Genomic DNA, 25,483 nt, shown 5'->3' on the forward strand with positions numbered 1-25,483 from the left:
TCAGTCCCCCAGCACCGCCTGCATCACGCTCTTGGCGATCGGCGCGCCGAGCCTGCCGCCCGAGATGTCGGAGCGGGAGATGTCCATGTCCGTCGGGTCGATGAACACCGCGACGGCGACCGAACGGCCGTCGTCCTTCTTGCCGTAGCTGACGAACCAGCCGTACGGGACCTTGTCCCGGACGTCCACGCCGCGCTGGGCGGTGCCCGTCTTGCCGCCGACCGTCACACCGTCGATCAGGGCACGCTGCGCGCTGCCCTCCTTCGCGGTGTGCTCCATCATCTCCTGGACCTTCTTCGCCGTCTCGGGCGAGACGGCCTGGCTCATCTCCATCGGCTCGTTCTTCTCCAGCGTGGAGAGGTCCGGGCCGCGCAGCTCGTCGACGATGTAGGGCTGCATCAGCTTGCCGTCGTTGGCGAGGGCGGCGGTGACCATCGCCATCTGCATCGGGGTGCTGGTGAGGCTGCCCTGGCCCATGCCGGTGAGGGCCGTGCCGGGCTTGTCGAGCTTCGGCGGGTAGAGGCTCTTCGTGGCGAGCATGTCGCCGAACTCCTCCGCGTACACGTCCTCGTTGAAGCCGAACTTCTCCGCCGTCTCCCGCATCCGGTCCTCGCCCAGCTCGGACGCGGCGTCGAGGAAGACGTTGTTGCAGGAGTACTGCATGGCGGTCTTCATCGACGCCTTGCTGCACACGGCGTCGCCCGCCTCGCTGCCGATCTTGTTGCTGGACAGCGGCAGGGGGTAGGGGGAGACCGCGTCCGTCTTGGCGTCCACGTCGGTGACCACACCGTGTTCCAGCGCCGCCGCGGCGGTGAGGATCTTGAAGGTGGAGCCGGGCGGGTAGGTCTCGCGCAGCGGGCGGTTGGCCAGCGGCTTGCCCTTCTTCTTCTCCAGCGCCGTGAAGCGGTCGCTCTCCTTGAACGAGATGCCGGCGAAGACCTCGGGGTCGTACGAGGGCGTGGAGACCAGGGACAGCACCTTGCCGGTGCGCGGGTCCAGGGCGACCACCGCGCCCCGGGCGCCCAGGTCCGTCAGCCCCTTGTAGGCCGCCTTCTGCGCCTTGGCGTCGATCGTGGTGATCACGTCGCCGCCGCGCCTGGGCTGCCCCGTCAGGACGTCCTTGGCGTGCCGGAAGGCGAAGCGGTCGTCCTGGCCGCTGAGGACGCTGTCGTAGGTCCGCTCCAGCAGCGAGGTGCCCCGGGACTGGGAGGCGTACCCGGTGACGGGCGCGTACATCGGACCGTCCTTGTAGGTCCGCAGGAACGCGTAGTCCCGGCTCTCGGTCTCCTTCGACCCGGTGATCGCCTTGCCGCCGACGATGATGTCTCCGCGTGGGGTGGAGAACCGTTCGAACCGCACCCGGGCGTTGTGCTCGTGCTGGGCCAGCTCCTGCCGGTCCACGTGCTGGAGCCAGTTCGCCCGCAGCAGCAGGGCCAGCACCAGCAGCCCGCAGAAGATGGCTATGTGCCGCAACGGCCTGTTCATTCCACTCCCCACCCGGGCGGGCTTCCGGTCCGCGCGGCGGAGCGCCTGCCGACCGGGCCCGCGTATGCGATCCCAGATGAGTAAGGATGCCTTGTGGGCGGTCCCGGTTGCACCGGCGGCCCCGCGCACGGGGCCGGACCCCTGGCACGGAAGGCCCGGAAGCCCCGTCGCGCGAGGCCCGGAAGCCCCGTCGCGCGAGGTCCGGAAGCCCCGTCGCGCGAGGTCCGGACGCCCTGTCGCGGAGAGCCCGGGTTTCCTTCGCGTAGGGCCCGGCGGCAGCGTCACGGAGAGCCACGCCCCCCTCTCGCGGAAGGGCCGGCAGCCCCGTCGCGGACAGCCCGGACCCCGTCGCGGAGAGCCCGGGCCCCCTTCACGGAGGACGGTGGCGTTCTCCTCAGAGGTACGCGGCGTAGGCGTCCAGCGTCCGCAGGACCTCCGGCGCGTCCGCCGGGGGCAGCTGGAGCACGACCTCCTCGATGCCCAGATCCGCGTAGTGGGCCAGCTTCCCGGGACCGGGCAGGACCGCGTACGGCACCACCTGGAGATCCTTCGGGTCGCGACCGGCCTCCTCCCAGGCGTTCCGCAGCTTCGGCAGGGACTCGGTCAGGCCCCGGCCGCCGATGGGCAGCCAGCCGTCCGCGTACTCCGCGATGTGCGCGAACAGCTTGGGGCCGGCCCCGCCGCCGATCAGGGTGCGCGGGCCGTTGACGGGCCCGCGGGGGCGCTGGACCGGCTTGGGGTGTGCCTCGCTCGCCCGCACCGACCCGAACGCACCCTCGTACCCGGTCGGCTCGTCCGCCCACAGGGCCCGCATCAGGGCCATCCGGTCCCGCGCCAGGTCCCGGCGCGTCGACCACTCCACCCCGTGGTCGGCGGCCTCCTCGACGTTCCAGCCATAGCCGATGCCGAGGGTGAACCGGCCGCCGGAGAGGTGGTCCAGGGTGGCCGCCTGCTTGGCCAGGCCGATCGGGTCGTGCTGGGCGACCAGAGTGATGCCGGTGCCCAGGGCGAGCCGCTCGGTGACGGCTGCGGCCTGGCCGAGGGCGACGAAGGGGTCCAGGGTGCGGCCGTACTCGCGGGGCAGCTCACCGCCCGCCGGGTACGGCGTGCGGCGGATCACCGGGATGTGCGTGTGCTCCGGCAGGTACAGTCCCCCGAACCCGCGCTGCTCCAGCTCACGGGCGAGCCTGACCGGGGTCACCGTCTCATCGGTGAGGAAGATCGTTGTGGAGATCCGCATCGAGAACACCTCCGTCGTCCTTGAGCCGCCCTGAAGCCGGCCTTGAGCCGTTCGCCCGTCGTCCGTCGTCCGTCATGCTTCGGTGGTCCGCCGGCCGACCGGCTTTTCCGCCGTCCGTTCCGTCGTCCGCCGGCCGTCAGGCTTAGGTCGTCCTTCAGCGCGTCATGCTCGCGAAGGGCCAAGGTATGCCGTACGACGAGGAAATCCGAGACCGCCGCCCCCGAGCGACGGGACCGGAAGGAGAGGAGCTGCGATGGGACCGGGGCTGGGGTACTTCCTGCTGCCGGCGGGCGGCGCGCTGAGCCTGACCGGGGTCGTCACCGGCAACGGCACGCTGATCAGCCTGAGCTGGATCATGTGGGTGCTCGGCATCCTGCTGGTGTTCCGGAACCGTTCCCGCCGCCCCGCCGATCCGCGGAAACTCGCGGCGGCGGCCGCCGCCGGGGACACCCGGGCGGTACGGCGGCTGCGGGCGCTCGCCCTGGCCGCGCGGGCCGAGGGGCGTCCCGACGCGGCCGAGCGGCTGCTGCGGCAGGCGGTGCGGGCCGGCGACGTGGAGTCGATGTGGGAGCTGGGCCGCCTGGTCGAGCAGCGCGAGGGCCTGGCGGCGGCGGAACCGTGGTTCCGCATGGCGGCGGAGCGCGGGCACGCGGTGGCCAGGCGGCTGTTCCGGCCGGGTGGCGCGCTGCACGCGGACGGGGCGGACCCGGCCCCGTAGGGCCCGTCGGCGAACTGCCGCCTGCCCTGCGTCGCCCGGCAGGCGGCAGTTCGCCGACACGACCTGGGCCGTGCCCCGGCCCGCCCCGGCCGGGACCGTCTCCGGCGCGACCGGGGCGGATTCTCCGCGGCGCCTACGCGAGTCCCACGGCCGCCCGCGTCAGGAACGCGAGCCGGGCCGTCTTCTCCGGCTTCACGATCTCCGGGCCCAGCTCGAATCCGACCCGGACCATCCGGGCGAGGGCCTTCTCGTTGCGGGCGTCTGGCTCGACGACGACCCGCAGGCGGGCCGGGTCGCTGAAGACGAAGCCGATGAACGCGGTGAGGAGGGCGTCCGTGTAGCCCTTCTCCGCTCCTTCGGCCGGCGCGATCAGCAGGTGGACGCCGAAGTCGCCCGGCCGCACGTCGTAGCACTCGCCGACCGGGTCCGCGTCCGGCTCGTACGTCTGGAAGAGCGCGGCCGGGACCCCGTCGCGCAGGGCGAGGTAGGCGTGGTGCGTGGCGAGCCCGTCGAGGAACTCATAGGTCTCCAGGACCTGCTCGCGGGTGTGACCGCCCATGCCCCAGAAGCGGGCCCGCTCCTCGGTGACCCAGCCGTGCAGCAGGTCGAGGTCGGCCGCGGGGTCGACGGGGACCAGGCGTACCGTCCCGAAGCCCTCGACCTTCTGCTCGTGGACGGCGGTGCGAAGGGCCGGAACGGTGGCTTCGTCGGCGGAGGCGGGAGAGGCGGCGGAGGCAGAGGCGGGAGAGGCAGAGGCGGGAGAGACGGAGGCGGCGGTCAAGACGGGATTCTCCTCGGAGGGGTGCGGCGTGCCGGACGAGCGGGACGTCCGGGACGGTTGGTACGCCTGGTGCGACCGGGATGATTGGGGCGACTGGGACAGTTGGGCCGACCGGGCCGGCTGGGGCGACTGGGGCGTCATGCGGTGCAGCAGGTTCCAGTCGGTGACGACCGGGGCGAGCGCGCCCCGCGCCCACAGGGGCGTCTGGTCGCGGTGGTGGGCGGATCCGGGGGCTCCGGACGCGCCGAACGGGACCACCCACCGGCTGTCCTCGCGGCGGGCCAGGTCCCAGACGTAACGGGCGGCCGGGCCCCGGGCGAACAGGTCGGTGACGCCGGGGACGCTGGAGGTGGAGAGCACGCAGTCGTGGTCGCCCCCGAGCCCCGGCCGGATGGCGTCCTCGCCGGCCTCGTCGCCCGGCGTCGCGCCCGGCAGGGCCTGCCAGGGCGACAGCCGGTGCACCTCGTCCCAGCGGCCCGGCGGCGTCTCCCCGGCCGCCGCGGCGACGGCCTCGGCCGAGGCCGCGACCACCGCCAACCGGTCCTCGTACGGCAGGAATCCGCCGGACAGCAGGGTCTCCAGGGCGTAGCCGATCCGGGGGACGGCGGCGAGCCAGGCGCGGAAGACCGCCGGGTACGCGGACGAACGCCACGGGTCATCCGCACCCGTGACACGGCTCAGCGCGGGGTGGCCGGCCAGCCGGTGGACGACGTCGGCGCGGAGGCGGGCGTAGAGCGTCGCGTCGGTGCTGCCCGCGTCCATGTGGCGGTCCCAGCGCAGCAGCCGGTCCCGGAGGCGTTCGGCGGCGGGCCCGAGGCCGGCGGCCCGGCCCAGCAGGGCCAGCAGCGGGCGGGCCGAGGCAAGGCGGGTGTCCGTGTGGACAGCGGCCGTGGCGGCGGGCGACCACTCCGTGCCCGCGGCGAGCAACTCCCGTATCCGGTCGGCCCGGTGGGCGGGGGCGAACTCGACGCCGAGCGGGGTGGCGAGGCCGCGCTCGTTGGCCATCACGGCGATCCCGCCGCTGCCGTCCACGTCCGTACGGGGCAGGGGGACGGTCTCGCCCTCGCGCCAGGCGTACGCCGGGTCATCGGCCGGGACGACCCGCAGCCGGTTGGCATAGGGCCGCGCCGGGACGTGCCCGGCGACCCGGTGCAGGGTGCCCCCGGCGGTGTCGGCGGCCAGGACCACGTTGACCGGCTCGACCCAGCGGTCGAGGGCGGTGTCGAGTTCGTTGACCGTACGGGCCCGGAGCAGCGCGGGCAGCACGTCGAACCCGAGCTCGCCGGTGACGCGCGGCGGGTGGCGCAGGCTGATGAAGAGGCCGTGGCCGGACGCGTCGCCCTCGCCTCCGCCCTCGCCTCCGCCCCCGCCTCCGTCGCCGTCTGAGTCTCCGCCTCCGTCTGCGTCTGCGTCTCCGTCTCCGTTTCCGTTTCCGTCTGCGTCTGCGACTCCGTTGATTCCGCCTCGCGCGGCGTGGGCGGCGGCGGTCCCGGCGTCCCCCGCCTCCCCGACGTGCCCGGCATCCGCCGCGTGCCCGGCATCCGCCGGGTGTTCCGCGCGCTCCGCGTACTCCGCGTACCCGGCGTCACCCGCGTGCGCTGCGGCCCCGGGCACCTCTCCGATGATCACCGGACCCCGGTCCGTCTCGATCACCTCGACCGTCTCCGGGTCCGCTCCCGCCACCTCGATCGTCTCGGTGTGGGCGTGGGCGCGGCGCCAGCCGTCCGGGCCGAGCGCCTCCACCCCGCCGTCCGGGGTGCGGCGCAGCCGCTCCCGGTAGAGGTCCTGGTAGTCGGCCATGGCGTTGGTGATCCCCCAGGCGACGCCGCCGGTGTGGCCGAAGTGGGCGATGCCGGGGATGCCGGGGACCGCGAGGCCGACGACGTCGAACTCGGGGCAGGCCAGCCGGATCTGCTGGTAGACGCCGGGATTCTCGATGAAGCGGTGCGGGTCGCCCGCGAGGAGCGGGGCGCCGGTGGCGGTGCGGTCGCCGGTGAGGAGCCAGCCGTTGCTGCCCGCGGTGCCGGGGCCGTCGGTCGCGAAGAGGGTCACGTGGCCCTCGCCGAGCCGGCGGGCGACCTCTTCGCGCCAGAGTTTGGTCGGGAACCCGGCGAACAGGATGTGTGTGGAGAGCCATACGCCGAGCGGGGTCCAGGGCTCCCAGCGGCCGGGCGTGAGGCCGACGGCGGCGAACTCGGGCGCGCGGGCGGCCCCTTCGGCGAGTCCGTCGTTGATCCCGTCGACGTATGCCTCCACCCAGGCGGCCGTCTCCGGCATGAGGCGGTCGAAGCAGCGGCGTGCGGTGTCGGCGATCCGGGCCCGCCGGACGAACCGGTCCCAGTCGGCGGCCTCCGCACCGAGGCGGGAGGCGCTGGTGCCGAGCACCCGGTGCCGCTCGGTCTCCAGTTGCCAGGCCCGGTCGAGGGCGGTGGTGCGGCCCTGGGCGCGGGCCAGCGCATGGGCGTCGGCGGCCCGCAGGTGGGGGATCCCCCAGTCGTCGCGGAAGAGTTCGAACGCCCCCGGCCCTTCGTCCGGCCCTTCTCCCGGCCCGGCGCCCGGTCTCTCGCTGCCGACGTCGGCGGTCTCGGCGGTCATCGCGCTACCTCTCCCCACTTCCGGTGCTTTTCAGCCACTCCCCAACTCAGGAAATTTAGGTTAGCCTAACCTAAAGTGACCTTTTGGGCAGAGGGCCGGGGGCACCGGACGAGGTGGGAGACACCGTGGGGCATGGCTGGGAAGGCGTCGTTCTCAAACTGTTGCGGGGGCGTGACTTCACGTTCACGGTGACCGGTGCGGAGCAGGTCACCGACCGCTTCCACCGGGTGCACATGAGCGACGGCGGCCTGCTCGCCGCGACCGGCGGAGCCCATCCGACGATGTGGGTGCGCCTGTGGTTCGAGAAGGACGGCAAACCGCACCAGCGCGCCTACACCCTGGTCGACCCGGACCCGGCAGCCGGGACCTTCAGTCTGGAATTCGCCCTGCACGAAGGGGTCGCGTGCACCTGGGCGCGGGAGGCGAAGGCCGGGGACACGATCGACGCGACGCTCCAGGGCACGGGTTTCACCCTGCCCGACCCGACACCCTCACGGCTTTTCGTGATCGGTGACGCGGCGGCGCTGCCCGCGATCAACTCCCTGCTGGACGCGGTTCCTTCGACCCCGGCGACGATCTGGTTCGAGACCGGCCACGAGGAGGACCGCGCCCTGCCCTTCCGTCTCGACGAGGCCCACCACACCCTGCACCCCGTGGAGCGCCGCGAGGCGGGCGCGCACCTCGTCTCCGAGGTGAAGGCGGCTCTGCCGGAGCTGCTGGGCGAGGACCACACGGACGCGTACGTCTGGGTCGCCTGCGACACGTCGACCACCCGGACCCTCTCGGCGTACCTCCGCAAGGAGCTGGGGCTGCCCAAGGACCGGGTGAACGCGCTGGGTTACTGGCGGCCGTAGGGCTCCGGCCCGCCCCTGCGCCCGGGGTGCGGACCTACGCGCTCCCGGACCGCAGCGACCTGCGCAGCAGGACGCCGCCGATCCCCACCAGGCTGGGAAAGCCGCTCTTCGGCATGGCCACCGTGCCCACCACGCCGACGGCGGTCAGGGCGATGCCCGCGGCGCGCTGGGCCGGGACGTCGTCGTGCTCCTCCGCCGACCGCAGCAGCCGGCCGCCCAGCCACAGGGTGGGGGCGGCGGCCATGAACCAGAAGGCGGCGGCGCGGTCGCCGCGTTCGGGCACGGAGTCGACCACCTGCCGCCCCACCCCGGCGAACACGTCGCGGTAGGCCACCGCGCCGATGGCGCCGTGTGCGATACCGACTGCCTGGAGCCAGCGTCCCGCGGAACCTCGTGTCATGGCCTCATCGTACGAGGCCCCCGCACAGCCCGCCCCTCAGTTCTCGACCACAAGGGCCGGGGTCTCCTTCGTCAGGACCTCGCCCCGGAAGAACGCCGGACTGCGGCGCTCCATCGCGACCATGAGCACCACGCCGAGGAGCAGCAGCCCGACCCCGATGACGAACACCGACCCGACGCCGAGGACCGAGGATCCGGAGCCGTACGCCGGGTCCCACATGTCGTAGAGGGTCTTGGCGAAGACGGCGGCGAGCAGCGTGCCACCGAGGAGCGGGAAGAGGCCCTTGAAGACCAGGTCCCGGGCGGAACGGGTCAGTTCGGCGCGGAAGTACCAGGCGCAGGCGAAGGCGGTCAGCGCGTAGTAGAAGCAGATCATGAGGCCGAGCGCGTAGATGGTGTCGACCAGGACGTGCTCGCTGACCAGGGTCATCACGGTGTAGAAGACGCCGGTGCCGATGCCCGCCGTGATCGTCGCCCGGCCGGGCGTCCGGAAGCGCGGGTGGACCTTGGCGTACGAGGCCGGCATCGCCTCGTACGCGGACATCGCGAGCACCGTGCGGGCGACCGGGATGAACGTGGTCTGGAGGCTGGCGGCGGCCGAGGCGAGGACCGCGACGAAGAGCAGGACGCCGAGGCCGGGGCCCATCACCGGTCCGGCGAGGGCGGCGAAGACGTTGTCGGAGGTCTCCGGATTGGCGAGGCCGAGCCCCGAGGTGCCGGAACCGACGGCCATCTGCGCCGCGATTCCGGTGGCGAGGTAGGAGCCGACCAGGACGACCATCGCGATGAGGGCCGCACGGCCGGGGGTCTTCTCGCTGCCGGTGGTCTCCTCGTTGGCGGTCAGGCAGGCGTCCCAGCCCCAGAACATGAAGATCGAGAGGGACAGCCCGGCGGTGAAGGCGGCGAAGGACTGGACGGCGAAGGGGTTCAGCCAGGACCAGGAGAAGTCGAGCGAGGACGCGAAGCCGGCCCCGCCGTCGCCCGCCTTGTTCAGGGCCATCGTCACGAACAGGGCGAGGACGGCCAACTGGAGCCCGACGAGGGCGTACTGGATGCCCTTGGTGGCGGTCATGCCCCGGTAGCTGATCGCGGTGGCCACGGCGATGAGGAGCAGACAGGTGAGGATGTGGACGGGCCTGCTGTCGTCCAGGGCGGCGACCGCGTCGCTGCCGGTGACCTCCCCTGCCAGCAGCCAGAAGTACGAGGTGGCGACGCCTGCCAGGTTGGAGAGCACGATGATCGTCGCGATGACGAGGCCCCAGCCGCACATCCAGCCGACGCGCGGTCCGAACGCCTTCACCGTCCAGGTGAAGGAGGTGCCGCAGTCCGGCATCGCCTTGTTCAGCTCGCGGTAGGCGAAGGCCACGAGCAGCATCGGCAGGAACCCGGCCAGGAAGACGGCGGGCATCTGCACGCCGACCTCGCCGGCGGTGGAGCCGAGGGTGGACGTCAGGCAGTAGACGGGGGCGACGGTGGAGACGCCGATGACGGCACTGCCCATGAGGCCGACGGAGTTCCCGCCGAGCCCCTTGCCCCGTACGCCGCCACGGCCGTCACCGCCGTCGGCCGGGGCGCTTCCCCGTACCGTGCCTCCGGCCCGTGGCCGCGCGTCCAGCTGAGTCATGGGGAGGACGCTATGCGCTGCGATATCCACATCCGGAGCGTGAGACTCCAACGTCTCATCCTTCGTTGTGGTAACCAACTCCCCCTGAACGCTTCATTAATTCAAGGTGACATGCGCGTACGACCTTGCAATACATGCCGCTCGACCGAGCGTGACGCCGTACGGTAATCGCAGCACTGTCCATTTTGTGCGGGTTCAAAATTTTCCCGTACCTCTCGGCGAACGCCCCCGGGGGCGGCCCGACAAGAGCCCCGGGGGCGGCTCCGGCGAGGGCCCCGGGGCAGCCCCCGCGCCGCCGGCGGAATCAGCCGGGCCAGACGATCGCCTGGGTCTCGCTGTAGGCGTGCAGCGCGTACGAGCCCACGTCCCGCCCCACGCCGCTCCTCTTGAACCCGCCGAACGGGGCCTCCATGTTCCGTCCGACCGTGTTGACGCCGACCCCGCCCGCGCGCAGCCGGCGGGCGACCCGGAAGGCGCGGGCCACGTCGCCGGACCACACGTAGTCGATGAGGCCGTAGTCGCTGTCGTCGGCCGGCGCGACGGCCTCCTCCTCGTCGTCGAAGGGGACGACCACGACGACCGGCCCGAAGATCTCCTCGCGGACGACCCGTATGCGGAGGGTGCAGTCGGCGAGGAGGGTGGGGGCCGCGTAGAAGCCCCGGCCCAGGTTGGGCGGGCCGGACGCCGCCCGTGACGACCCGCGCCCCCTCCTTCCGGCCCAGCGTCGATGGGGTCGCCCTGCGGGAGCCACCCGTCGCCCCGCACGGCGGCCCGGCGCGTGGCGGCGGGCGAGGAGCCGCCCACCCAGATCGGCACCCGCTCCTGAACCGGCCGGGGCCGCTGCCCGAGCCCGCTGAACGCGAACCGCTCGCCCGTGAACTCCGGGTACTCCTCGGGCCCGAGCGCGGCCCGCAGGGCGTCGATGCTCTCGTCGAGGACGCCCCCGCGCCCGTCGAAGTCCGCCCCGACCGCCTCGAATTCCTCCCGTACGTGCCCGGCCCCGACCCCGAGGATCAGCCGCCCGCCGCTGAGGTGGTCGAGGGTGGCGTACTGCAGCCTCCTCCCCTTCCGGCCCGGCGGCGGCCACGCCCCGGGCGACGGCCGCCATCGTCATACCTGACCGGCCATCAGACAAGAGGCGAAGGAGCATCGGGGGTCCCTGCGACGGCGACCGATGAGTGTGGGCCCGGTGGGCAACTACCGCCAGATGCTCCAGAGGCCCGAAAGCCCGTGGTGACCACAGCCGTACGCGAGGCACTGGCGACGACGAGCCGGCTGCCCCGGCCCGCCGCTCGCGACCTCCTGCTCCCGGCCCTGGACGGCTGGATCGTGGGCGAACGCCTGCTGATCCTGCACCACTTCAGCGGCGAGGACCGGCCGGCTTCGGGCCGTGCCGCTCGTGACGCACGGGAGGTGCCGGACCACGCCCTCCCGCAGGCCACAGGCGGGGGCGTCCTCGCCGTCGTACGGGAGGACGCCCCCGGGATCTACGGGCGCGGCGCGATCGGCGCCCGGACCGTGCGACGCCCCATCGGCGCGCTCCGGTGGTGACGAGCGGTCGCCCGCTCAGCAGTTCGGGATCACCGTCCCGTTGTTGTCGCGCGCCTCGTCGTTGCCCCAGCGGGAGAGGTAGTACGCGGAGACATAGGCGTTGCGGCCGTTCTTGCCCGCGTACACGGTGTCCAGGTCGGTGCGCAGCCACCAGTGGTTGAACTGGGTCGCCGTGCCGACCCGCTGCCCCCACACCTTGCAGTACACGTAGTTCGTACCGGCCTTCAGGACGCCCTGGGCGTCGGTCGTGTTCGCGGCGGCGTAGCCGGTGGCGTCGGCGAAGGTGTCGACCCAGTACTTCCCCGCGCCGCCGCGACAGCCGTTGTCGCTCGTCAGGTACTTGTTGTAGTACGAGCCGGGATACGGGGCGAGCGACCGGCCGTTGATCACGATGTTCTGGCCGACGCCGTTGTAGAGCTGCTCGTAGTGGATGTGGGCGCCGGAGCTGTTTCCGGTGGAGCCGGTGGTGCCGATCTGCTGGCCCTGGGCGACCTGGGCCCCGTTGCCGACGGAGAAGGCGGCGAGGTGGAAGTAGTACGTCTTCCAGCCGCCGCCGTGCTCGATCGCGATGTAGTTGCCCGCGCCGCTCGGCTGGGAGTAGCGGTAGGCGGTTCCGGCGGCCGAGGCGAGGACCGGGGAGCCGGCGGTGGCCCCGCCGTCCGTGCGGACGAAGTCGAGAGCCTGCCTGACCTCGGCCGAGTGATGGCTGTACGTCCATTGCTGGCCGCAGGCGTAGGGCGCCTTGAAGTTGGGGGCGGCCGCGGCCGGGCTCGCGGTGGCGGTGACGGTGAGCATGGCTCCGAGGAGCGCCAGCAGGGCCAGCAGACTGGTACGGGTCGAGCGCATGGGCGGGGAATCCTCCGGGTCGACAACCGGGCAGTGGGGTGCGAGGTGCGGAGTACGACGTGCGCGTCGCGAGGTGCGGAGCATGAAGCGTGCCTGGGTCTACGCGAGTTGCGCGGAGACCAGAGTGCCGCAACTTTCGGCGGAGGGACAGACCTCGCGGGCGCCTGGAGGGGCTTTCGGGGGCCGTTCCTCTGCGTGCCCCGGCCTTGCCCTGGTAGCGTTCAGGACATGTCTGCAGCTTCGTGCGCGGCCGCTTGTGCCGCGGTGACCAGGGCCCGCCGCTAGCGGCGGGGCGTTCTGCTCACACACCTTCCAGGGCGTCCAGCCGCTTCGTGATCAGATCCGAGCGGCCTCTTCGTGCTGCTCGGAGCCACTTCTGAGCTACGGAGCACCTGATGTTCTCAGGCATCCTCTCTTCACGCGGGTCTTCACACGGACACGGTCCGTCCCCCGTTCGCGCATGGCTGGTGCTGTGCGCGCTGTCCATGCTGCAGTTCTTCATCGCGGTCGACGTGACCGTGGTCAACATCGCCCTGCCCTCGATCGGCGCCGACTTCGGCGTCGACGGGCGCTCTCTGACCTGGGTCGTGGTCGGATACACGGTCACCGGCGGCGGAATGCTGATGCTCGGGGGCCGGCTGGGCGACCTCCTCGGGCGGCGGCGCGTGCTGCTGCTGGGCACCGGCCTGTTCGGCGTCGCGTCGCTGCTGGCCGGCCTGGCCCCCACCTTCGGCCTGCTGGTGGTCATGCGCCTGTTGCAGGGCGCCGGGGAGGCCGTCGCGCTGCCTGCCGCGATGGCCACCATCATCCTGATGTTCCCCGAGGGGCCGCGCCGGTCACAGGCCCTGGGCGTCTGGGCGGCGGTGGCCAGCTGCGGCCTGGTGCTCGGGTTCGTGCTGTCCGGCGTCGTCACCGCTCACCTGGGGTGGCGGTGGATCTTCCTCATCTCGGTCCCGTTCATCCTGGTCGTCCTGCTGGCGGCCGCCCTCCTGGTCGAGCGCGACCGGCCCGTGACCGAGGACCGGCGGGCGCTGGACCTTCCCGGCGCACTGCTGCTGACCGCCTGCCCGCTGCTGTTCGCGTTCGGCGTGGTCGAGGCCGGCGGCCCCGGCACGCCCCCGTGGGCGGCCCCGGCGGCGCTGGCCGGGGCGGTGGCGGCCGGGGCCGGGTTCGTACGGGTCGAGGCGCGGTCGCACAACCCGCTGGTCCCGCCACGCTTCTTCGCCCACCGCGCCCGGGTCGCGGCCAACCTGGCCACGATGCTGCTGAGCGGGGCCCTGTCGACGTCGTTCCTGCTGTTCACGTTCTATCTGCAGGACCGGCTCGGCCTGGGCCCGCTGGGCGCGGGGCTGACGATGCTGCCCCTGGCGGTCTCGCTGATCGTGTTCTCCCTGTTGGCGCCCCGCCTGCTGGGCCGCTGGGGGGCCCGCGCGTGCGTGCTCGCCGGCATGGGGTTCACCGCGGCGGCGATGGCGGCGATCGCGCTGGTCTCGGCCTCGTCCGCGGGCGGGGCGGCACTCGTGCCGGCGATGCTCCTGATCGCGGCCGGCATGGGGTTCGGCATCGTCGGGCTCCAGTACGCGGCGGTCGCGGGCGTCACCGAGGACGACGCCGGAATCGCCTCGGGCGTCCAGCGCGCCGCTGACCAGTTGGGCGGTGCGGCCGGGGTGGCGGTCTGCCTCGGGGTCGGCTTCGCGCCCACGCTGCACTCCTTCGACCCGTTCCTGGTGGCCACGCTGCTCGCCGGGGCGGGGCTCGTGGCCGGTGCGGTCGCGGCCTGGCGGATGCCCGCCCCTGCTCCGGCCCGCGCGCCCGCCCCCGCGCCGGCCGCCGCCTCCGATCCCTCTCCCGCAGCCGGGACGGACCGGCGGGGGAAGACCGGGTGAGCCACGCCCGCCGGGCCGTGCCGTCCCGGCACTCGGGGCGCACGGCCCGGCGGGGTGCGGCGTACGCGCGTCAGCGACCGGGCCCCGGCCCCCGCCCCTCACTTCCGGTACAACGCCTCGATCTCGCCCGCGAAGTCCCGTGCGATCGCGTCCCGCTTCAGCTTCAGCGACGGCGTCAGCCGGCCCGCCTCCTCCGTGAAGTCCACCGGCAGCACCGTGAACTTGCGGATCGACTCCGCGCGGGAGACCAGGCGGTTGGCCTCGTCGACCGCCTTCTGGAGCGAGGTGCGCAGGTCCTCGTCGTCGACGAGGTCCCGCAGCGGGACGTCCTGCTTCCCGGTCATCCGGCGCCAGTGCTCCAGGCCGTCCGGCTCCAGGGTGATCAGGGCCGTGATGAAGGGGCGGTTGTCGCCCACGACCATGCACTGGCTGACCAGGGGGTGGGCGCGCAGCCAGTCCTCCAGGGGGGCGGGGGTGACGTTCTTGCCGCCCGACGTGATGATGATGTCCTTCTTGCGGCCGGTGATCGTGAGGTAGCCGTCCTCGTCCAGTGCGCCCAGGTCGCCCGTGGGGAACCAGTCGTCCGGCAGGAGCGCCGGGGTGACCTCCGCCCGTTCGCCGTCCCAGTAGCCGCGGATGACCTGGCCGCCCCTCAGCAGCACCTCGCCGTCCTCCGCGATGCGCACCGATGTGCCGGGCAGCGGCCAGCCGACCGTGCCGAGGCGGGGTTTGAGGGGCGGGGTCACCGTGTGGGCGGCCGTGGTCTCGGTGAGGCCGTAGCCCTCGAAGACGCTGATGCCCGCCCCCTCGTAGAAGGCGGCGAGCCGGCGGCCCAGCGGGGAGCCGCCGCAGATCACGTACCGGACCTTCCCGCCGAGCGCCGCCCGGATGCGGCGGTAGACCAGCGGGTCGTACAGGGCGCGGGCGGCGCGCAGGCCGAGCCCGGGGCCCGGTCCCGTGCCGTGCTCGGCGGCCTCGACCGCCTTGCCGTAGCGCTGGGCTGTCCGTGCCGCGCGGTCGAAGGAGGAGGCCCGGCCCATCTTCTCGGCGGTCGCCCGGCCCGTGTTGTAGACCTTCTCCAGGACGTACGGGATCGCGAGCAGGAAGGTGGGGCGGAAGCCGGCCAGGTCGGCGAGGAGGTCGTCCGTCTTGATGGAGGGGGCGTGGCCCAGGCGCACCCGGGCCCGCATGCAGCCGATCGCCACCATGCGGCCGAAGACGTGCGAGAGGGGGAGGAAGAGGAGAGTGGAGGCCGGGTCCTTCGAGACGGACTTGAAGACCGGGTGGAGGAGTTCGATCGCGTTGTCGACCTCGGCGAAGAAGTTGCCGTGGGTCAGGACGCAGCCCTTCGGGCGGCCCGTGGTGCCCGAGGTGTAGATCAGGGTGGCGGGGGTGTCCGGTCGCAGGGCGGTCCGACGAGCTGTGACCGCCGCGTCCGGGACGTCCTTGCCGAGGGACTTGAGGTGGCCGATCGCCCCTGTGTCGAACTGCCACAGATGCGCCAGGTCGCCGAGCTGCCTGCGCTCCCGGCTGATCACCCGGCCCTGTTCCTTCGTCTCCACCGCGCAGGCCACCGCGCCCGCGTTCTGGAGGATCCAGCGGGCCTGGAAGGCGGAGGAGGTGGGGTAGACGGGGACCGTCACCAGGCCGGCCGCCCAGGACGCGAAGTCCAGCAGCGTCCACTCGTACGTCGTGCGGGCCATGATCGCGATCCGGTCCCCCGCCCGCAGCCCTTCCGCCATCAGGCCCTTGGCCACCGCGAGCACCTCGGCGGCGAACTCGGCGGCGCTCACGTCCTGCCAGCCGCCCTCGGCGTCCTTGCGGCTGAGCACCGGGTCCGACGGGGCCTGTCGGGCGTTGTCGAACGGGATCTCGGCCAGCGAGCCGCGCTCCACGGCGGGCGCGAACGGCGGTACGGAGACCTCCTGGACCCTTCCGTCGGGGCCTCGCTTCTTCGTCGGTTCGACCAGAACGGGCGTGCTTGCGGGGGCGGTTGCGGCAGCGGAAGGTGGCGTTGACACGTGCGGCTCCTCGGTTCGGGGGTCGGGCGGGCCGGTTCGCCGGGACGTCCGTCCGGCAGGGGTGCGGAAGCAGCGGGCGGGTCAGGGGCGTTCCAGGATGGCCGTCACCCCCTGGCCGCCCGCCGCGCAGACGGAGATCAGGCCCCGGCCCGGCGCGTCCCGTTCCGCGAGGAGCTTGGCCAGGGTGGCGACGATCCGGGCGCCCGTCGCGGCGAAGGGGTGGCCGGTGGCCAGGGAGGACCCGGCCACGTTCAGGCGGGCCCGGTCCACCGGGGCGAGGCCCCGCTTCTCCCAGGCGGCGAGGGTGGCGAGCACCTGGGAGGCGAACGCCTCGTGGATCTCGTACAGGTCGAAGTCCTCGATTCCCAGCCCGGCCCGCTCCAGCAGGCGCGGCACCGCGTACGCCGGGGCCATCAGGAGGCCGTCGTCGCCGCCCACGTGGTCCACCGCCGCCGTCTCGTACAGGGAGAGGTAGGCGAGCGGTTCGAGTCCGCGTTCCCCGGCCCACTCCTCGGTCGCCAGCAGTACCGTCGCCGCCCCGTCCGTCAGCGGGGTCGAATTGCCCGCCGTCATGGTCGGGTCGGGGCCCGCTGTGCCGAACACCGGCTCCAGGCGGGCCAGTTTCTCCGGTGTCGAGTCCGGGCGCAGGTTCTGGTCGCGCTCCAGGCCCCGGTGGGGGACCACCAGGTCGTCCAGGAAGCCGCGTTCGTAGGCGGCGGCGAGGCGCTGGTGGCTGGTGGCGGCCAGCAGGTCCTGGTCCTGGCGGCTCACCTTCCAGCGGTGGGCGGTGACGGCGGCGTGCTCGCCCATCGACAGGCCGGTGCGGGGTTCGGCGTTGCGCGGGATGTCCGGGAGAAGGTGGCGGGGGCGGACGCCGGCCAGGGCCCTCAGGCGGGCAGCCGTCGTCTTCGCCCGGCGTGCGGCGAGCAGGATGCGGCGCAGTTCGTCGTTGACGCCGAGCGGGGCGTCGCTGGTGGTGTCGGCGCCGCCCGCGACGGCCGAGTCGGCAGCCCCGAGCGCGATGGTGTTCGCGGCGGCGATCACCGCCTGGAGGCCCGTGCCGCACGCCTGTTGGATGTCGTACGCCGGCGTGCGCGGGTCGAGCGCGGAGCCGAGTACGGTCTCCCGCGCCAGGTTGAAGTCCCGGCTGTGCTTGAGGACCGCGCCGGCGACGAATGCCCCGACCCGGTCCCCGGCGAGGCCGTACCGCCGGACCAGTCCGTCGAGCGCGGCCGTCAGCAGGTCCTGGTTGGAGGCGGTCGCGTAGGGGCCGTCGGAGCGGGCGAAGGGGGTGCGGCTGCCGCCGATGACCGCCACGCGGCGCGGCCGGGGCAGCGGGAGGGGAATCAGCGGGCGCGGCGTCGTCACGGTGACCATCTCGTCTCGGTCGGTCCGGGATTGTTCATCTCGACCAGCTCCTGACTCTTCAGTAACCTTACTCAAGAGTAAATCTACGACCGAGCAGGGAGTCAGGACAATGGCCGATCGCTATCTGCACCTCACCGGCACAGCACCCGGCCGCTTCCTCACCCGGCGGCTCGGACTGCCGCAGCCGGTCCCGCTGCGCCGCTGGACCCTTGAGACCCCGCGCCTGGACGGTCCGCTCCTGCACCTGACCGCCGGAGCCTCCGCGATCACCGAGGAGCTGGCGAAGGTGCTGGCCACGACCGGGCTGACCGTCGCCGCGCACGCCGGCCGGCCCGCCGGGATCGTCCTGGACGCCACGGCCGTCGCCTCCGCCGGGGCCCTCGCCCAGGTGCACGCCGCCCTCCATCCCGTCGTACGGTCGCTGGCTCCCGGTGGCCGGATCGTCGTCATCGGCACGCCGCCCTCCTCCGAGGACCACCACCAGGCCGCTGCCCAGCAGGCGTTGGAGGGTTTCGTCCGGTCGCTGGGCAAGGAGGTCGGACGCGGCTCCACCGTCCAGCTCGTGCGGATACCGGCCGGCGGTCCCGCCCGGGCCGCCGAGTCCACCCTGCGCTTCCTGCTCTCCCCCCGGTCGGCCTACGTCAGCGGCCAGGTGATCGAACTGGCCTCCGCCGCCCCCGCTCCCATGACCGACCCGGACGCCCCGCTCGCCGCACGCACCGCCCTGGTCACCGGAGCGGCCCGGGGCATCGGCGCGGCCGTCGCCTCGGTACTGGCCCGCGACGGGGCCCAGGTGATCGCACTGGACGTCCCCGGGGCCCGGGACGCCCTGGTGCGCACCGCCGACCGGCTCGGGGCCACCGCGCTGCCGCTGGACGTCACCGCACCCGACGCCGCGGCCCGCATCACCGCCGCCGCGCCGAACGGCCTCGACGTCCTCGTCCACAACGCCGGCATCACCCGCGACCGCCGGCTCGCCAACATGCCGGCCGAACGCTGGGCCCAGGTCATCGAGGTCAACCTCGACAGCGTGCTGCGCACCACCGACGAACTGCTGGCCTCGGGCGCCCTGAACCGGGGCGGCCGGATCGTCGCCACCTCCTCCATCGCGGGTATCGCGGGCAATGACGGCCAGACCAACTACGCGGCCGGCAAGGCGGGCGTCATCGGACTCGTCCGCTCGCTCGGCCCGCGCGCCGCCGCCGAGCACGGCGTCACCGTCAACGCGGTGGCTCCCGGCTTCATCGAGACCAGGATGACGGCGGCCGTGCCGTTCCTCATCCGTGAGGCGGGCCGCCGGATGAACTCCCTCGCCCAGGGCGGGCTCCCGGCCGACGTCGCCGAGGCCGTCGCCTGGTTCGCGCAGCCCGCCTCCGGCGCCGTCAACGGCCAGGTGCTGCGCGTCTGCGGCCAGAGCCTGCTGGGAGCGTGAGCCCGATGACCCCACTCGGCGCCTCGCTCGTGCGCGGGGCCCTCTCCTCACCGTTCAAGCGCGCCGGACGGCCGGACGCCGCCCTGCCCCCGGACCGCCTCACCCGACCGGCCGCGCCCGTCGAGCCCGGCCCCCTCGCCGCGTACGGCGGGATCTGCGGGTTCGCCGCATCCGGTCCGCTTCCGCTCACCTACCCGCATGTGCGGGCCTTCCCGCTCACCCTGCGGCTGATGACCGGACGCGCCTTCCCGCTGCCGGTGCTCGGGCTCGTCCACACCTGGATCGAGATCACCCCGCACCGGCCCGTGCGACCCGCCGAACCGCTCGAACTGGCGGTGTACGCCGTGGGACTGTCGCCGCACCGGCGGGGCGCCGAGGTCACGATGGCGACCGAGGCCCGGGTCGGCGGGGAGCTGGTGTGGGAGTCCCGCAGCGGCTATCTCTCCCGCCACCGGCGGGCGACGCCGGACCACGCGGCGAGGGGCCGGACGACAGCCGCGCGCGGCCCCGCCGCCCCGGCCGCCGAGGACCTGCCCGCCCTCGCCGAATGGCGGCTGCCGAGCGATCTGGGACGGCGCTACGGAGCCGTCTCCGGCGACCGCAACCCGATCCACCTGCACCCTGCGGCCGCCCGGCTGTTCGGCTTCCCCCGGGCCATCGCGCACGGCATGTGGTCGGTGGCCCGCTGCCTGGCCGAGGCCGGGGACCCGGACGCGGTCCGCTTCCTGCGAGCCGAGTTCAGGGCTCCCGTCCTGCTGCCCGCCACCGTGACGTACGCGGCCGACGCCTCCGGCTCCGCATTCGAACTGCGCGGCCCCGACCGGCGGACGCACCTCGTGGGGTCGGTGCTCCGCAGCGCCGGCTAGGGCGTTGTCAGGGGGCGATCGGGGGCTGCCAGGGGCGGGCGTTCATCAGGTTCTCCAGGCCCGCCCAGGCGAAGTTCATCAAGGTCGCCGCGGCCTCCTTCGCCGAGACGCCCGGGGTGTCGTTGGCCCAGCCGGCCAGCGACTCCGCGGCCCCCACCAGCGCCTGGGCGAGACCGGCCACATCCCGGTCGGCGAGCGCGGGATCGCTGTGCGCCTCGCGGGCCGCAGCCCCGATCAGGCCCGTCACGAAGGCGACGATCTCGTCCCTCATACCGCCGACCTCGCTGACGAACGGCTCCCCGTGGGAGCGCGCCTGGCGGTGCAGGACCGACCAGCCGTCCGGGTTCTCGGCGGTGTGGACGAAGAACGCCCGCAGCCCCGCCCACAGTTGGCCGTCGGCGGGCAGCCCCGGCTCCACCCCGGCCCGCACCGCTTCCAGCAGCGCCTTCGCCTCGCGGCGGATACAGGCGGAGAACAGCTCCTCCTTGGAATTCAGGTACAGGTAGACCAACGGCTTGGAGACGCCCGCCAGCTCCGCGATCTCGTCCATCGACGCGGCCCGGTAGCCGCGCTGCCCGAACGTACGCACGGCCGCGTCCATCATCTGCCGCTCGCGCACGGCGCGCGGCATCCGCTTGTTCTTCACTGCACCCACGTCCGGTCTTCCTCCCCGCCCCCACTGCCCTGCTCCCCGTCCAGGGTACGGCGGCGAGCGGACCGGCGGCGCGGGGGCGATCGCCCGCGCGGGCGGGACGGAGCGGGGCACGGCAGCGCCCCCGGTCCACGTGTACGGAACGTGGCCGGGGGCGCGGTCGTGCGGGGCGTCTGCCGCCCGCGGGGCTACGCGGGGACCGGCAGGGTCACCTTCTGCTCGGCCTCGCGGACGTCGTCCTGGCCGAAGGAGTCGATCGGGGAGGACGAGGCCGAGTTGTAGGCGTCGTGGTCGAGGATCTTCTCCCGGGCCGAGACGATCACCGGGACCAGCGCCTGGCCGGCCACGTTGGTGGCAGTGCGCATCATGTCCAGGATCGGGTCGATGGCCATCAGCAGGCCGACACCCTCCAGCGGGAGGCCCAGCGTGGAGAGGGTCAGGGTCAGCATGACCGTCGCGCCGGTGAGGCCGGCGGTGGCGGCCGAGCCGATCACCGAGACGAACGCGATCAGGAGGTAGTCGCCGATGCCCAGCTGCACGTCGAAGATCTGCGCGATGAAGATCGCCGCCAGTGCCGGGTAGATCGCGGCGCAGCCGTCCATCTTCGTGGTCGCGCCGAACGGGACGGCGAAGGAGGCGTACTCCTTCGGAACGCCGAGGCGCTCGGTGACCCGCTGGGTGACCGGCATGGTGCCGACCGAGGAGCGGGAGACGAAGGCGAGCTGGATCGCGGGCCAGGCGCCCTTGAAGAACTGGAGCGGGCTGACCTTGGCGACGGTGGCCAGGAGCAGCGGGTAGACGCCGAACATCACCAGGGCGCAGCCGATGTAGACGTCGGCGGTGAACGTCGCGTACTTGCCGATGAGGTCCCAGCCGTAGTCGGCGATGGCGTAGCCGATGAGGCCGACGGTGCCGATCGGGGCGAGGCGGATGACCCACCACAGGGCCTTCTGGAGCAGCTCCAGGACCGCCTGGCTGAGGGTGAGGATCGGCTTGGCCCTGTCACCGAGCTTGAGGGCCGCGATACCGGCGACGGCCGCCATGAACACGATCTGGAGCACGTTCAGCTCGGTGAACGGCGTGATCACGTTGTCCGGGACGATCCCGGTCAGGAAGTCGATCCAGCTGCCCTTGGTCTCGGAGAGCGCGCCGTCCTTCGGCGTGAGGCCGGTGCCGGAGCCCGGGTTGGTGATCAGGCCGATCGTGAGGCCGATACCGACCGCGATCAGCGAGGTGATCATGAACCAGAGCAGGGTCCGGGTCGCGAGCCGGGCGGCGTTGTTGACCTGGCGCAGGTTGGTGATCGACACGAGGATCGCGAAGAAGACCAGCGGTGCGACGGCCAGCTTCAGCAGCTGGACGAAGAGCGAGCCGATCTCGTCGAGGGTGGTGACGAGCCAGCCGATCTCCTGGCTGCGGGCCAGCCAGCCGAGCAGGACACCGAGCACCAGACCGGCGACGATCTGGGCCCAGAACGGGACCCTGGGTATACGGAAGCCGGAGCCGGAGCCGGTGGGCTGCTCGGCCTCGGGCGCGGCGGACGCGGGATTCGCGGACACGGACACACTCCAGTGAAGGACGCATCGGGACGCACGGGGGTGTCCGTGCGGTCGTGCGATGGAACGGGGACGGGGGTCGCGGCGCCCGCGTCAGGCGCGGTGCCGCTGCATGATGCCGGTTCAGAACGTGCGGCAACAGACCGCGGACATACAGCGGCAGAGATCGACATGCAGGCGCGCCACGAGCGGGATGCTCGCGGCAGGACGGAGGCGCACAGCTGTCTTCATGACCCATACGCTAACACTGGAACTTTGGGAACCTCAAAGTCTTTCTTTGGCTCCCGGACAGAGCTCCGCCGGTCGGAAAGGGCTGGAAAGCGTCGCAGAACAGGGGAGAACGCCGCAGACCCCGGTGCTGGAGCCGGTCGGCTCCCGCCCGGGGTCCGGCGGAGAAGGGGGGCGCACGGCGTGCGCGTGTGAGAAAGCTTACGCAGCGCCTACAGGCGTTACTGGACCGCGTCCTCACGGGTGCGGTTGGCGTCGAGGCGCGCCTTGGTGCGGTCGACGGTGGAGACGATCTGCTCGGACATCTCGTCGCGCTGCCTGCGCAGCAGCACGAAGCTGAGCGGGGCGGAGAGGAGGAGACCGAGGAGGATCACCCAGACGACGTTGGCGCCTCCGAGCGCTGCGGGCACCACTCCGAAGTGGACGGCGACACCGGCGGCGAGGAAGCAGCCGACGAAGATCAGCAGGCGCAACGCCGTGTAACGGATCAACGCGCTCGGCTTGGCAGCGGACACGACTGGCCCTCTCTCTTCCCATGAACTCTCGACACGCTTCTGCCCGTCCAGTGAAGCATGGCCCGAATTCTCTCGGTTCAGGGGGTTGGCGGCCCGGAGAACGCCTTGTCGAGCGGGAGCAGCATGACGATCTCGTCCCGGTCGTCGCCGGGGGCCACCCGGATCGCGTCCGGCACCCGCCCGACCTCCTTGTATCCGCAGGAGGCGTAGAAGTGGTCGGCGCCGGTGCCGCCCCGGCAGGTGAGACGGATGGCCTCGATCCCCTCCATGGAGCGGGCGGCGTCGGCGGCGGCGGCCATGAGGTCGCGGCCGTATCCCCTGCCCTGGCAGCGGGGGTGGACCATGACCGTGTAGAGCCACAGCCAGTGCCTCATCAGCCGGTGGGTGTTGAGCGTGAGGAACGCCGTGGCGACGACGGCCCCGGACGCGTCCCGGGCGACCAGCAGCCGGGTGCGGCCGCCCTCGATGGCGACGAGGTGCTGGAGCAGTTCGGGCCGGATCTCCTCGGCCGTGACGGGCGGGACGAAGCCGACGGCTCCTCCCGCGTTGGTGACATCGGCCCAGAGGGCGGTGATGCCGTCGCGCAGGGCGGGCGTGAAGGCGGGGTCCAGCTCGAACGTAAGCGTCATAGTAGCAACTTAACCATTACACCTGATGCGGCTCAACTTCCGTCCACGCCCCGGAGCCCCGGCCCGCGCGGCACCCCGTCCGGCGGCCCGGGAGAGTGTCCCGTCGTGGCGGCCCGTGCGGCGCCGCGCACGTGCGAAAGCCCCGGCCGGGGGCGGCGGCCGGGGCTTTCGTTCGGTGCGGTGACGGGCGGGGGCGGGGGCGGGTGCGTCAGACGCGCATCGGCTGCGGCGACTCGCGCCGGTCCGCCTCCGGGCCCGGGTACTCGCGCAGGATCTCGTACCGGGTGTTCCGCTCGACGGGCCGGAAACCGGCGTCGCGGATCAGGTCCAGCAGATCCTCACGGCCGAGCTTGTTCGGCGTGCCGAAGTCGTCGGCGTCGTGCGTGATCTTGTACTCGACGACCGAGCCGTCCATGTCGTCCGCACCGTGCTGCAACGCGAGCTGGGCGGTCTGCACGCCGTGCATCACCCAGAACACCTTGACGTGCGGCACGTTGTCGAAGAGCAGCCGGGAGACCGCGAAGGTCTTCAGCGCCTCGGCGCCGGTCGCCATCGTGGTGCGCGCCTGGAGCTTGTTGCGGACCTTGCCGTCCTTCATGTCCACGAAGTCGTGCTGGTAGCGCAGCGGGATGAAGACCTGGAAGCCTCCGGTCTCGTCCTGCATCTCCCGCAGCCGCAGCACGTGGTCGACGCGGTGCCGGGGCTCCTCGATGTGCCCGTACAGCATCGTCGCCGGGGTCTTGAGCCCCTTCTCGTGCGCGAGGCGGTGGATGCGCGACCAGTCCTCCCAGTGAGTGCGGTGGTCGACGATGTGCTGGCGGACCTCCCAGTCGAAGATCTCCGCGCCGCCGCCGGTCAGCGATTCGAGACCGGCCTCGATCAGCTCGTCGAGGATCTCGGAGGCCGAGAGGCCGGAGATCGTCTCGAAATGGTGGATCTCCGTCGCCGTGAACGCCTTCAGCGCGACCTCGGGCAGGGCTTCCTTCAGCGCGCTGAGCGAACGCGGGTAGTAGCGCCACGGGAGGGTCGGGTGCAGGCCGTTGACGATGTGCAGCTCGGTGAGGTTCTCGCCCTGCATCGCCTTGGCGAGACGGACGGCCTCCTCGATGCGCATCGTGTACGCGTCCTTCTCGCCCGGCTTGCGCTGGAACGAGCAGTACGCGCACGAGGCGGTGCACACGTTGGTCATGTTGAGGTGCCGGTTGACGTTGAAGTGCACCACGTCGCCGTTCTTGCGCGTGCGCACCTCGTGCGCCAGCCCGCCCAGCCACGCCAGGTCGTCGGACGCGTAGAGGGCGATCCCGTCCTCGCGGGTCAGCCGCTCGCCGGCCCGGACCTTCTCCTCCAGCTCGCGCTTGAGTCCCGCGTCCACTAGGCCGCCTCCCATTTCTCCGTACAACAGACTCCGCCCCACGGTACTCCCCCGCCCTCCGGGCGGAATGGGCCCCCTTCGCGGCGAGAAAAGGGCCCCTCCACGGCGCCGCGCGCCTACGGCTCCTCGGGAAGTTCGCCGACCCGGTTCTCCCACTTGGTGGACAGCACGATCGTCGTACGCGTCCGCGAGACGCCCTTGGTGCCGCTCAGGCGCCGGATCGTCTTCTCCAGGCCGTCCACGTCGCCGACCCGGACCTTGAGCATGTAGGAGTCGTCGCCCGCGATGAACCAGCAGTCCTCGATCTCCGCCAGGTCCTTGAGCCGGCGCGCCACGTCCTCGTGGTCGGCCGCGTCCGAGAGCGAGATCCCGATGAGCGCGGTCACGCCGAGCCCCAGTGACGCGGCGTCGACGGTGGCGCGGTAGCCGGTGATGACACCGGCGGTTTCCAGCCGGTTGATGCGGTCGGTGACGCTGGGCCCGGAGAGCCCCACGAGCCGTCCCAGCTCGGCGTACGAGGCCCTGCCGTTCTCCCTGAGGGCCTGGATGAGCTGCCTGTCCACCGCGTCCATATGACTGAAACCTTCCATTGTTCAGCAGTACCGCGAGTCTACGTGTAGAATCTAAGGCGTACAGGGTTGGTGCCCTGTAAATCTTCTAGAACATCCAAGAAACGCTTTCGAATCTTCAGGAGTGAACTTCACCGTGTACACGATCGAGATGGCCTACGCCCGGATGCGCGAGCTGCAGGACCTGGCCAACCGCTCGCGTGCCCACCAGCCCGCCGCCGCGCACCGCGCCGACAAGGCGCGCTCCCCGCGCGCGTACAAGAAGCGCTGACCCGGACCCGTCCGGGCCGGACCCG

General features: G+C 72.5%; 21 protein-coding genes and 2 pseudogenes. 7 read left to right on the forward strand and 16 right to left on the reverse strand.

Features of this window, described 5'->3' with window-relative positions; genetic code table 11:
- Window positions 1–1,485: a penicillin-binding protein 2 gene (locus ACIQMU_RS21265; protein ID WP_352240105.1), complete on the reverse strand. Its 1,485-nt coding sequence runs from the start codon at window positions 1,483–1,485 to the stop codon at window positions 1–3.
- Window positions 1,486–1,879: 394 nt separating this feature from the next.
- Window positions 1,880–2,725, reverse strand: coding sequence for an LLM class F420-dependent oxidoreductase (locus tag ACIQMU_RS21270; protein ID WP_352240106.1), 846 nt, complete (start codon window positions 2,723–2,725; stop codon window positions 1,880–1,882).
- A 253-nt stretch (window positions 2,726–2,978) separates the two neighbouring features.
- Here ACIQMU_RS21270 and ACIQMU_RS21275 point away from each other — a divergent pair, with 253 nt between their 5' ends.
- Entirely contained in the window at window positions 2,979–3,443 is a 465-nt protein-coding gene (locus ACIQMU_RS21275; protein WP_352240107.1) for a sel1 repeat family protein, read from the forward strand.
- Window positions 3,444–3,576: 133 nt separating this feature from the next.
- Here the strand turns inward: ACIQMU_RS21275 and ACIQMU_RS21280 are convergent, their stop codons facing one another.
- Window positions 3,577–6,819 (reverse strand): GNAT family N-acetyltransferase, encoded by a 3,243-nt coding sequence (locus tag ACIQMU_RS21280; RefSeq protein ID WP_402689451.1) that lies wholly within the window; start codon window positions 6,817–6,819, stop codon window positions 3,577–3,579.
- Between the two features lie 125 nt (window positions 6,820–6,944).
- On the opposite strand from ACIQMU_RS21280, the gene ACIQMU_RS21285 reads away from it, so the two are divergent.
- Window positions 6,945–7,673 (forward strand): siderophore-interacting protein, encoded by a 729-nt coding sequence (locus tag ACIQMU_RS21285; protein WP_402689452.1) that lies wholly within the window; start codon window positions 6,945–6,947, stop codon window positions 7,671–7,673.
- Between the two features lie 34 nt (window positions 7,674–7,707).
- On the opposite strand, the gene ACIQMU_RS21290 is transcribed toward ACIQMU_RS21285, so the two are convergent.
- From ACIQMU_RS21290 to ACIQMU_RS21305, 4 genes and pseudogenes are all read right to left on the reverse strand, one after another.
- Complete coding sequence (locus ACIQMU_RS21290) at window positions 7,708–8,073, reverse strand: DUF6463 family protein (RefSeq protein ID WP_352240112.1); 366 nt, start codon at window positions 8,071–8,073, stop codon at window positions 7,708–7,710.
- A gap of 36 nt (window positions 8,074–8,109) precedes the next feature.
- Complete coding sequence (locus ACIQMU_RS21295) at window positions 8,110–9,696, reverse strand: APC family permease (protein WP_402689453.1); 1,587 nt, start codon at window positions 9,694–9,696, stop codon at window positions 8,110–8,112.
- Between the two features lie 304 nt (window positions 9,697–10,000).
- Window positions 10,001–10,421 (reverse strand): annotated as a pseudogene (locus ACIQMU_RS21300) (aldehyde dehydrogenase family protein); the annotation flags it as partial.
- A pseudogene (locus ACIQMU_RS21305) lies at window positions 10,411–10,749 on the reverse strand (LLM class flavin-dependent oxidoreductase); the annotation flags it as partial. The pseudogenes ACIQMU_RS21300 and ACIQMU_RS21305, both read right to left, overlap by 11 nt.
- Before the next feature lie 177 nt (window positions 10,750–10,926).
- On the opposite strand from ACIQMU_RS21305, the gene ACIQMU_RS21310 reads away from it, so the two are divergent.
- The gene (locus ACIQMU_RS21310) at window positions 10,927–11,247 is read left to right on the forward strand and encodes a hypothetical protein (protein ID WP_402689454.1); all 321 of its coding nucleotides are present in this window, start codon (window positions 10,927–10,929) and stop codon (window positions 11,245–11,247) included.
- 15 nt (window positions 11,248–11,262) lie between these two features.
- On the opposite strand, the gene ACIQMU_RS21315 is transcribed toward ACIQMU_RS21310, so the two are convergent.
- Window positions 11,263–12,093: a M23 family metallopeptidase gene (locus ACIQMU_RS21315; protein WP_402689455.1), complete on the reverse strand. Its 831-nt coding sequence runs from the start codon at window positions 12,091–12,093 to the stop codon at window positions 11,263–11,265.
- A gap of 479 nt (window positions 12,094–12,572) precedes the next feature.
- Here ACIQMU_RS21315 and ACIQMU_RS21320 point away from each other — a divergent pair, with 479 nt between their 5' ends.
- Window positions 12,573–13,979: an MFS transporter gene (locus ACIQMU_RS21320; protein ID WP_402689477.1), complete on the forward strand. Its 1,407-nt coding sequence runs from the start codon at window positions 12,573–12,575 to the stop codon at window positions 13,977–13,979.
- A gap of 98 nt (window positions 13,980–14,077) precedes the next feature.
- Here the strand turns inward: ACIQMU_RS21320 and ACIQMU_RS21325 are convergent, their stop codons facing one another.
- Together ACIQMU_RS21325 and ACIQMU_RS21330 are read right to left on the reverse strand one after the other, a co-directional pair.
- Window positions 14,078–16,000, reverse strand: coding sequence for an AMP-dependent synthetase/ligase (locus ACIQMU_RS21325; RefSeq protein WP_352240117.1), 1,923 nt, complete (start codon window positions 15,998–16,000; stop codon window positions 14,078–14,080).
- 81 nt (window positions 16,001–16,081) lie between these two features.
- On the reverse strand, window positions 16,082–17,377 hold the full coding sequence (locus ACIQMU_RS21330; protein ID WP_352240118.1) for an acetyl-CoA C-acetyltransferase: 1,296 nt from the start codon (window positions 17,375–17,377) through the stop codon (window positions 16,082–16,084).
- A gap of 100 nt (window positions 17,378–17,477) precedes the next feature.
- Here ACIQMU_RS21330 and ACIQMU_RS21335 point away from each other — a divergent pair, with 100 nt between their 5' ends.
- Together ACIQMU_RS21335 and ACIQMU_RS21340 are read left to right on the forward strand one after the other, a co-directional pair.
- Window positions 17,478–18,800, forward strand: a complete 1,323-nt coding sequence (locus tag ACIQMU_RS21335; RefSeq protein ID WP_402689456.1) for a 3-oxoacyl-ACP reductase — start codon at window positions 17,478–17,480, stop codon at window positions 18,798–18,800.
- Between the two features lie 5 nt (window positions 18,801–18,805).
- Window positions 18,806–19,666 carry a MaoC/PaaZ C-terminal domain-containing protein gene (locus ACIQMU_RS21340; protein ID WP_402689457.1) on the forward strand — a complete coding sequence of 287 codons (861 nt, stop codon included), beginning with the start codon at window positions 18,806–18,808 and terminating at the stop codon, window positions 19,664–19,666.
- Window positions 19,667–19,673: 7 nt separating this feature from the next.
- Here the strand turns inward: ACIQMU_RS21340 and ACIQMU_RS21345 are convergent, their stop codons facing one another.
- From ACIQMU_RS21345 to ACIQMU_RS21370, 6 genes are all read right to left on the reverse strand, one after another.
- The gene (locus tag ACIQMU_RS21345) at window positions 19,674–20,321 is read right to left on the reverse strand and encodes a TetR/AcrR family transcriptional regulator (protein WP_352240121.1); all 648 of its coding nucleotides are present in this window, start codon (window positions 20,319–20,321) and stop codon (window positions 19,674–19,676) included.
- A 185-nt stretch (window positions 20,322–20,506) separates the two neighbouring features.
- A complete protein-coding gene (locus ACIQMU_RS21350; RefSeq protein ID WP_352240122.1) occupies window positions 20,507–21,877 on the reverse strand; it encodes a dicarboxylate/amino acid:cation symporter in 1,371 nt (456 codons plus the stop codon).
- 446 nt (window positions 21,878–22,323) lie between these two features.
- Entirely contained in the window at window positions 22,324–22,617 is a 294-nt protein-coding gene (locus tag ACIQMU_RS21355; protein WP_352240123.1) for a DUF4229 domain-containing protein, read from the reverse strand.
- A 77-nt stretch (window positions 22,618–22,694) separates the two neighbouring features.
- Complete coding sequence (locus ACIQMU_RS21360) at window positions 22,695–23,246, reverse strand: GNAT family N-acetyltransferase (RefSeq protein WP_402689458.1); 552 nt, start codon at window positions 23,244–23,246, stop codon at window positions 22,695–22,697.
- Between the two features lie 208 nt (window positions 23,247–23,454).
- A complete protein-coding gene (gene mqnE / locus ACIQMU_RS21365) occupies window positions 23,455–24,618 on the reverse strand; it encodes an aminofutalosine synthase MqnE (RefSeq protein WP_352240199.1) in 1,164 nt (387 codons plus the stop codon).
- Window positions 24,619–24,734: 116 nt separating this feature from the next.
- Window positions 24,735–25,190, reverse strand: a complete 456-nt coding sequence (locus ACIQMU_RS21370; protein ID WP_352240126.1) for an Lrp/AsnC family transcriptional regulator — start codon at window positions 25,188–25,190, stop codon at window positions 24,735–24,737.
- Between the two features lie 121 nt (window positions 25,191–25,311).
- Here ACIQMU_RS21370 and ACIQMU_RS21375 point away from each other — a divergent pair, with 121 nt between their 5' ends.
- Window positions 25,312–25,458 (forward strand): hypothetical protein, encoded by a 147-nt coding sequence (locus tag ACIQMU_RS21375; protein ID WP_352240127.1) that lies wholly within the window; start codon window positions 25,312–25,314, stop codon window positions 25,456–25,458.
- Window positions 25,459–25,483 lie beyond the last annotated feature (25 nt).

The organism is Streptomyces sp. NPDC091649, from assembly GCF_044756785.1.
GTDB lineage: Bacteria > Actinomycetota > Actinomycetes > Streptomycetales > Streptomycetaceae > Streptomyces.

Excerpts from the sequence above, each read along its gene's own strand:
- ACIQMU_RS21315 (WP_402689455.1), bottom strand. The coding sequence starts at position 12,093 with ATGCGCTCGACCCGTACCAGTCTGCTGGCCCTGCTGGCGCTCCTCGGA.
- ACIQMU_RS21275 (WP_352240107.1), top strand. The coding sequence starts at position 2,979 with ATGGGACCGGGGCTGGGGTACTTCCTGCTGCCGGCGGGCGGCGCGCTG.
- ACIQMU_RS21280 (WP_402689451.1), bottom strand. The coding sequence starts at position 6,819 with ATGACCGCCGAGACCGCCGACGTCGGCAGCGAGAGACCGGGCGCCGGG.
- ACIQMU_RS21330 (WP_352240118.1), bottom strand. The coding sequence starts at position 17,377 with ATGGTCACCGTGACGACGCCGCGCCCGCTGATTCCCCTCCCGCTGCCC.
- ACIQMU_RS21265 (WP_352240105.1), bottom strand. The coding sequence starts at position 1,485 with ATGAACAGGCCGTTGCGGCACATAGCCATCTTCTGCGGGCTGCTGGTG.
- ACIQMU_RS21270 (WP_352240106.1), bottom strand. The coding sequence starts at position 2,725 with ATGCGGATCTCCACAACGATCTTCCTCACCGATGAGACGGTGACCCCG.
- ACIQMU_RS21335 (WP_402689456.1), top strand. The coding sequence starts at position 17,478 with ATGGCCGATCGCTATCTGCACCTCACCGGCACAGCACCCGGCCGCTTC.
- ACIQMU_RS21340 (WP_402689457.1), top strand. The coding sequence starts at position 18,806 with ATGACCCCACTCGGCGCCTCGCTCGTGCGCGGGGCCCTCTCCTCACCG.
- ACIQMU_RS21370 (WP_352240126.1), bottom strand. The coding sequence starts at position 25,190 with ATGGACGCGGTGGACAGGCAGCTCATCCAGGCCCTCAGGGAGAACGGC.
- ACIQMU_RS21290 (WP_352240112.1), bottom strand. The coding sequence starts at position 8,073 with ATGACACGAGGTTCCGCGGGACGCTGGCTCCAGGCAGTCGGTATCGCA.
- ACIQMU_RS21295 (WP_402689453.1), bottom strand. The coding sequence starts at position 9,696 with ATGACTCAGCTGGACGCGCGGCCACGGGCCGGAGGCACGGTACGGGGA.
- ACIQMU_RS21360 (WP_402689458.1), bottom strand. The coding sequence starts at position 23,246 with ATGACGCTTACGTTCGAGCTGGACCCCGCCTTCACGCCCGCCCTGCGC.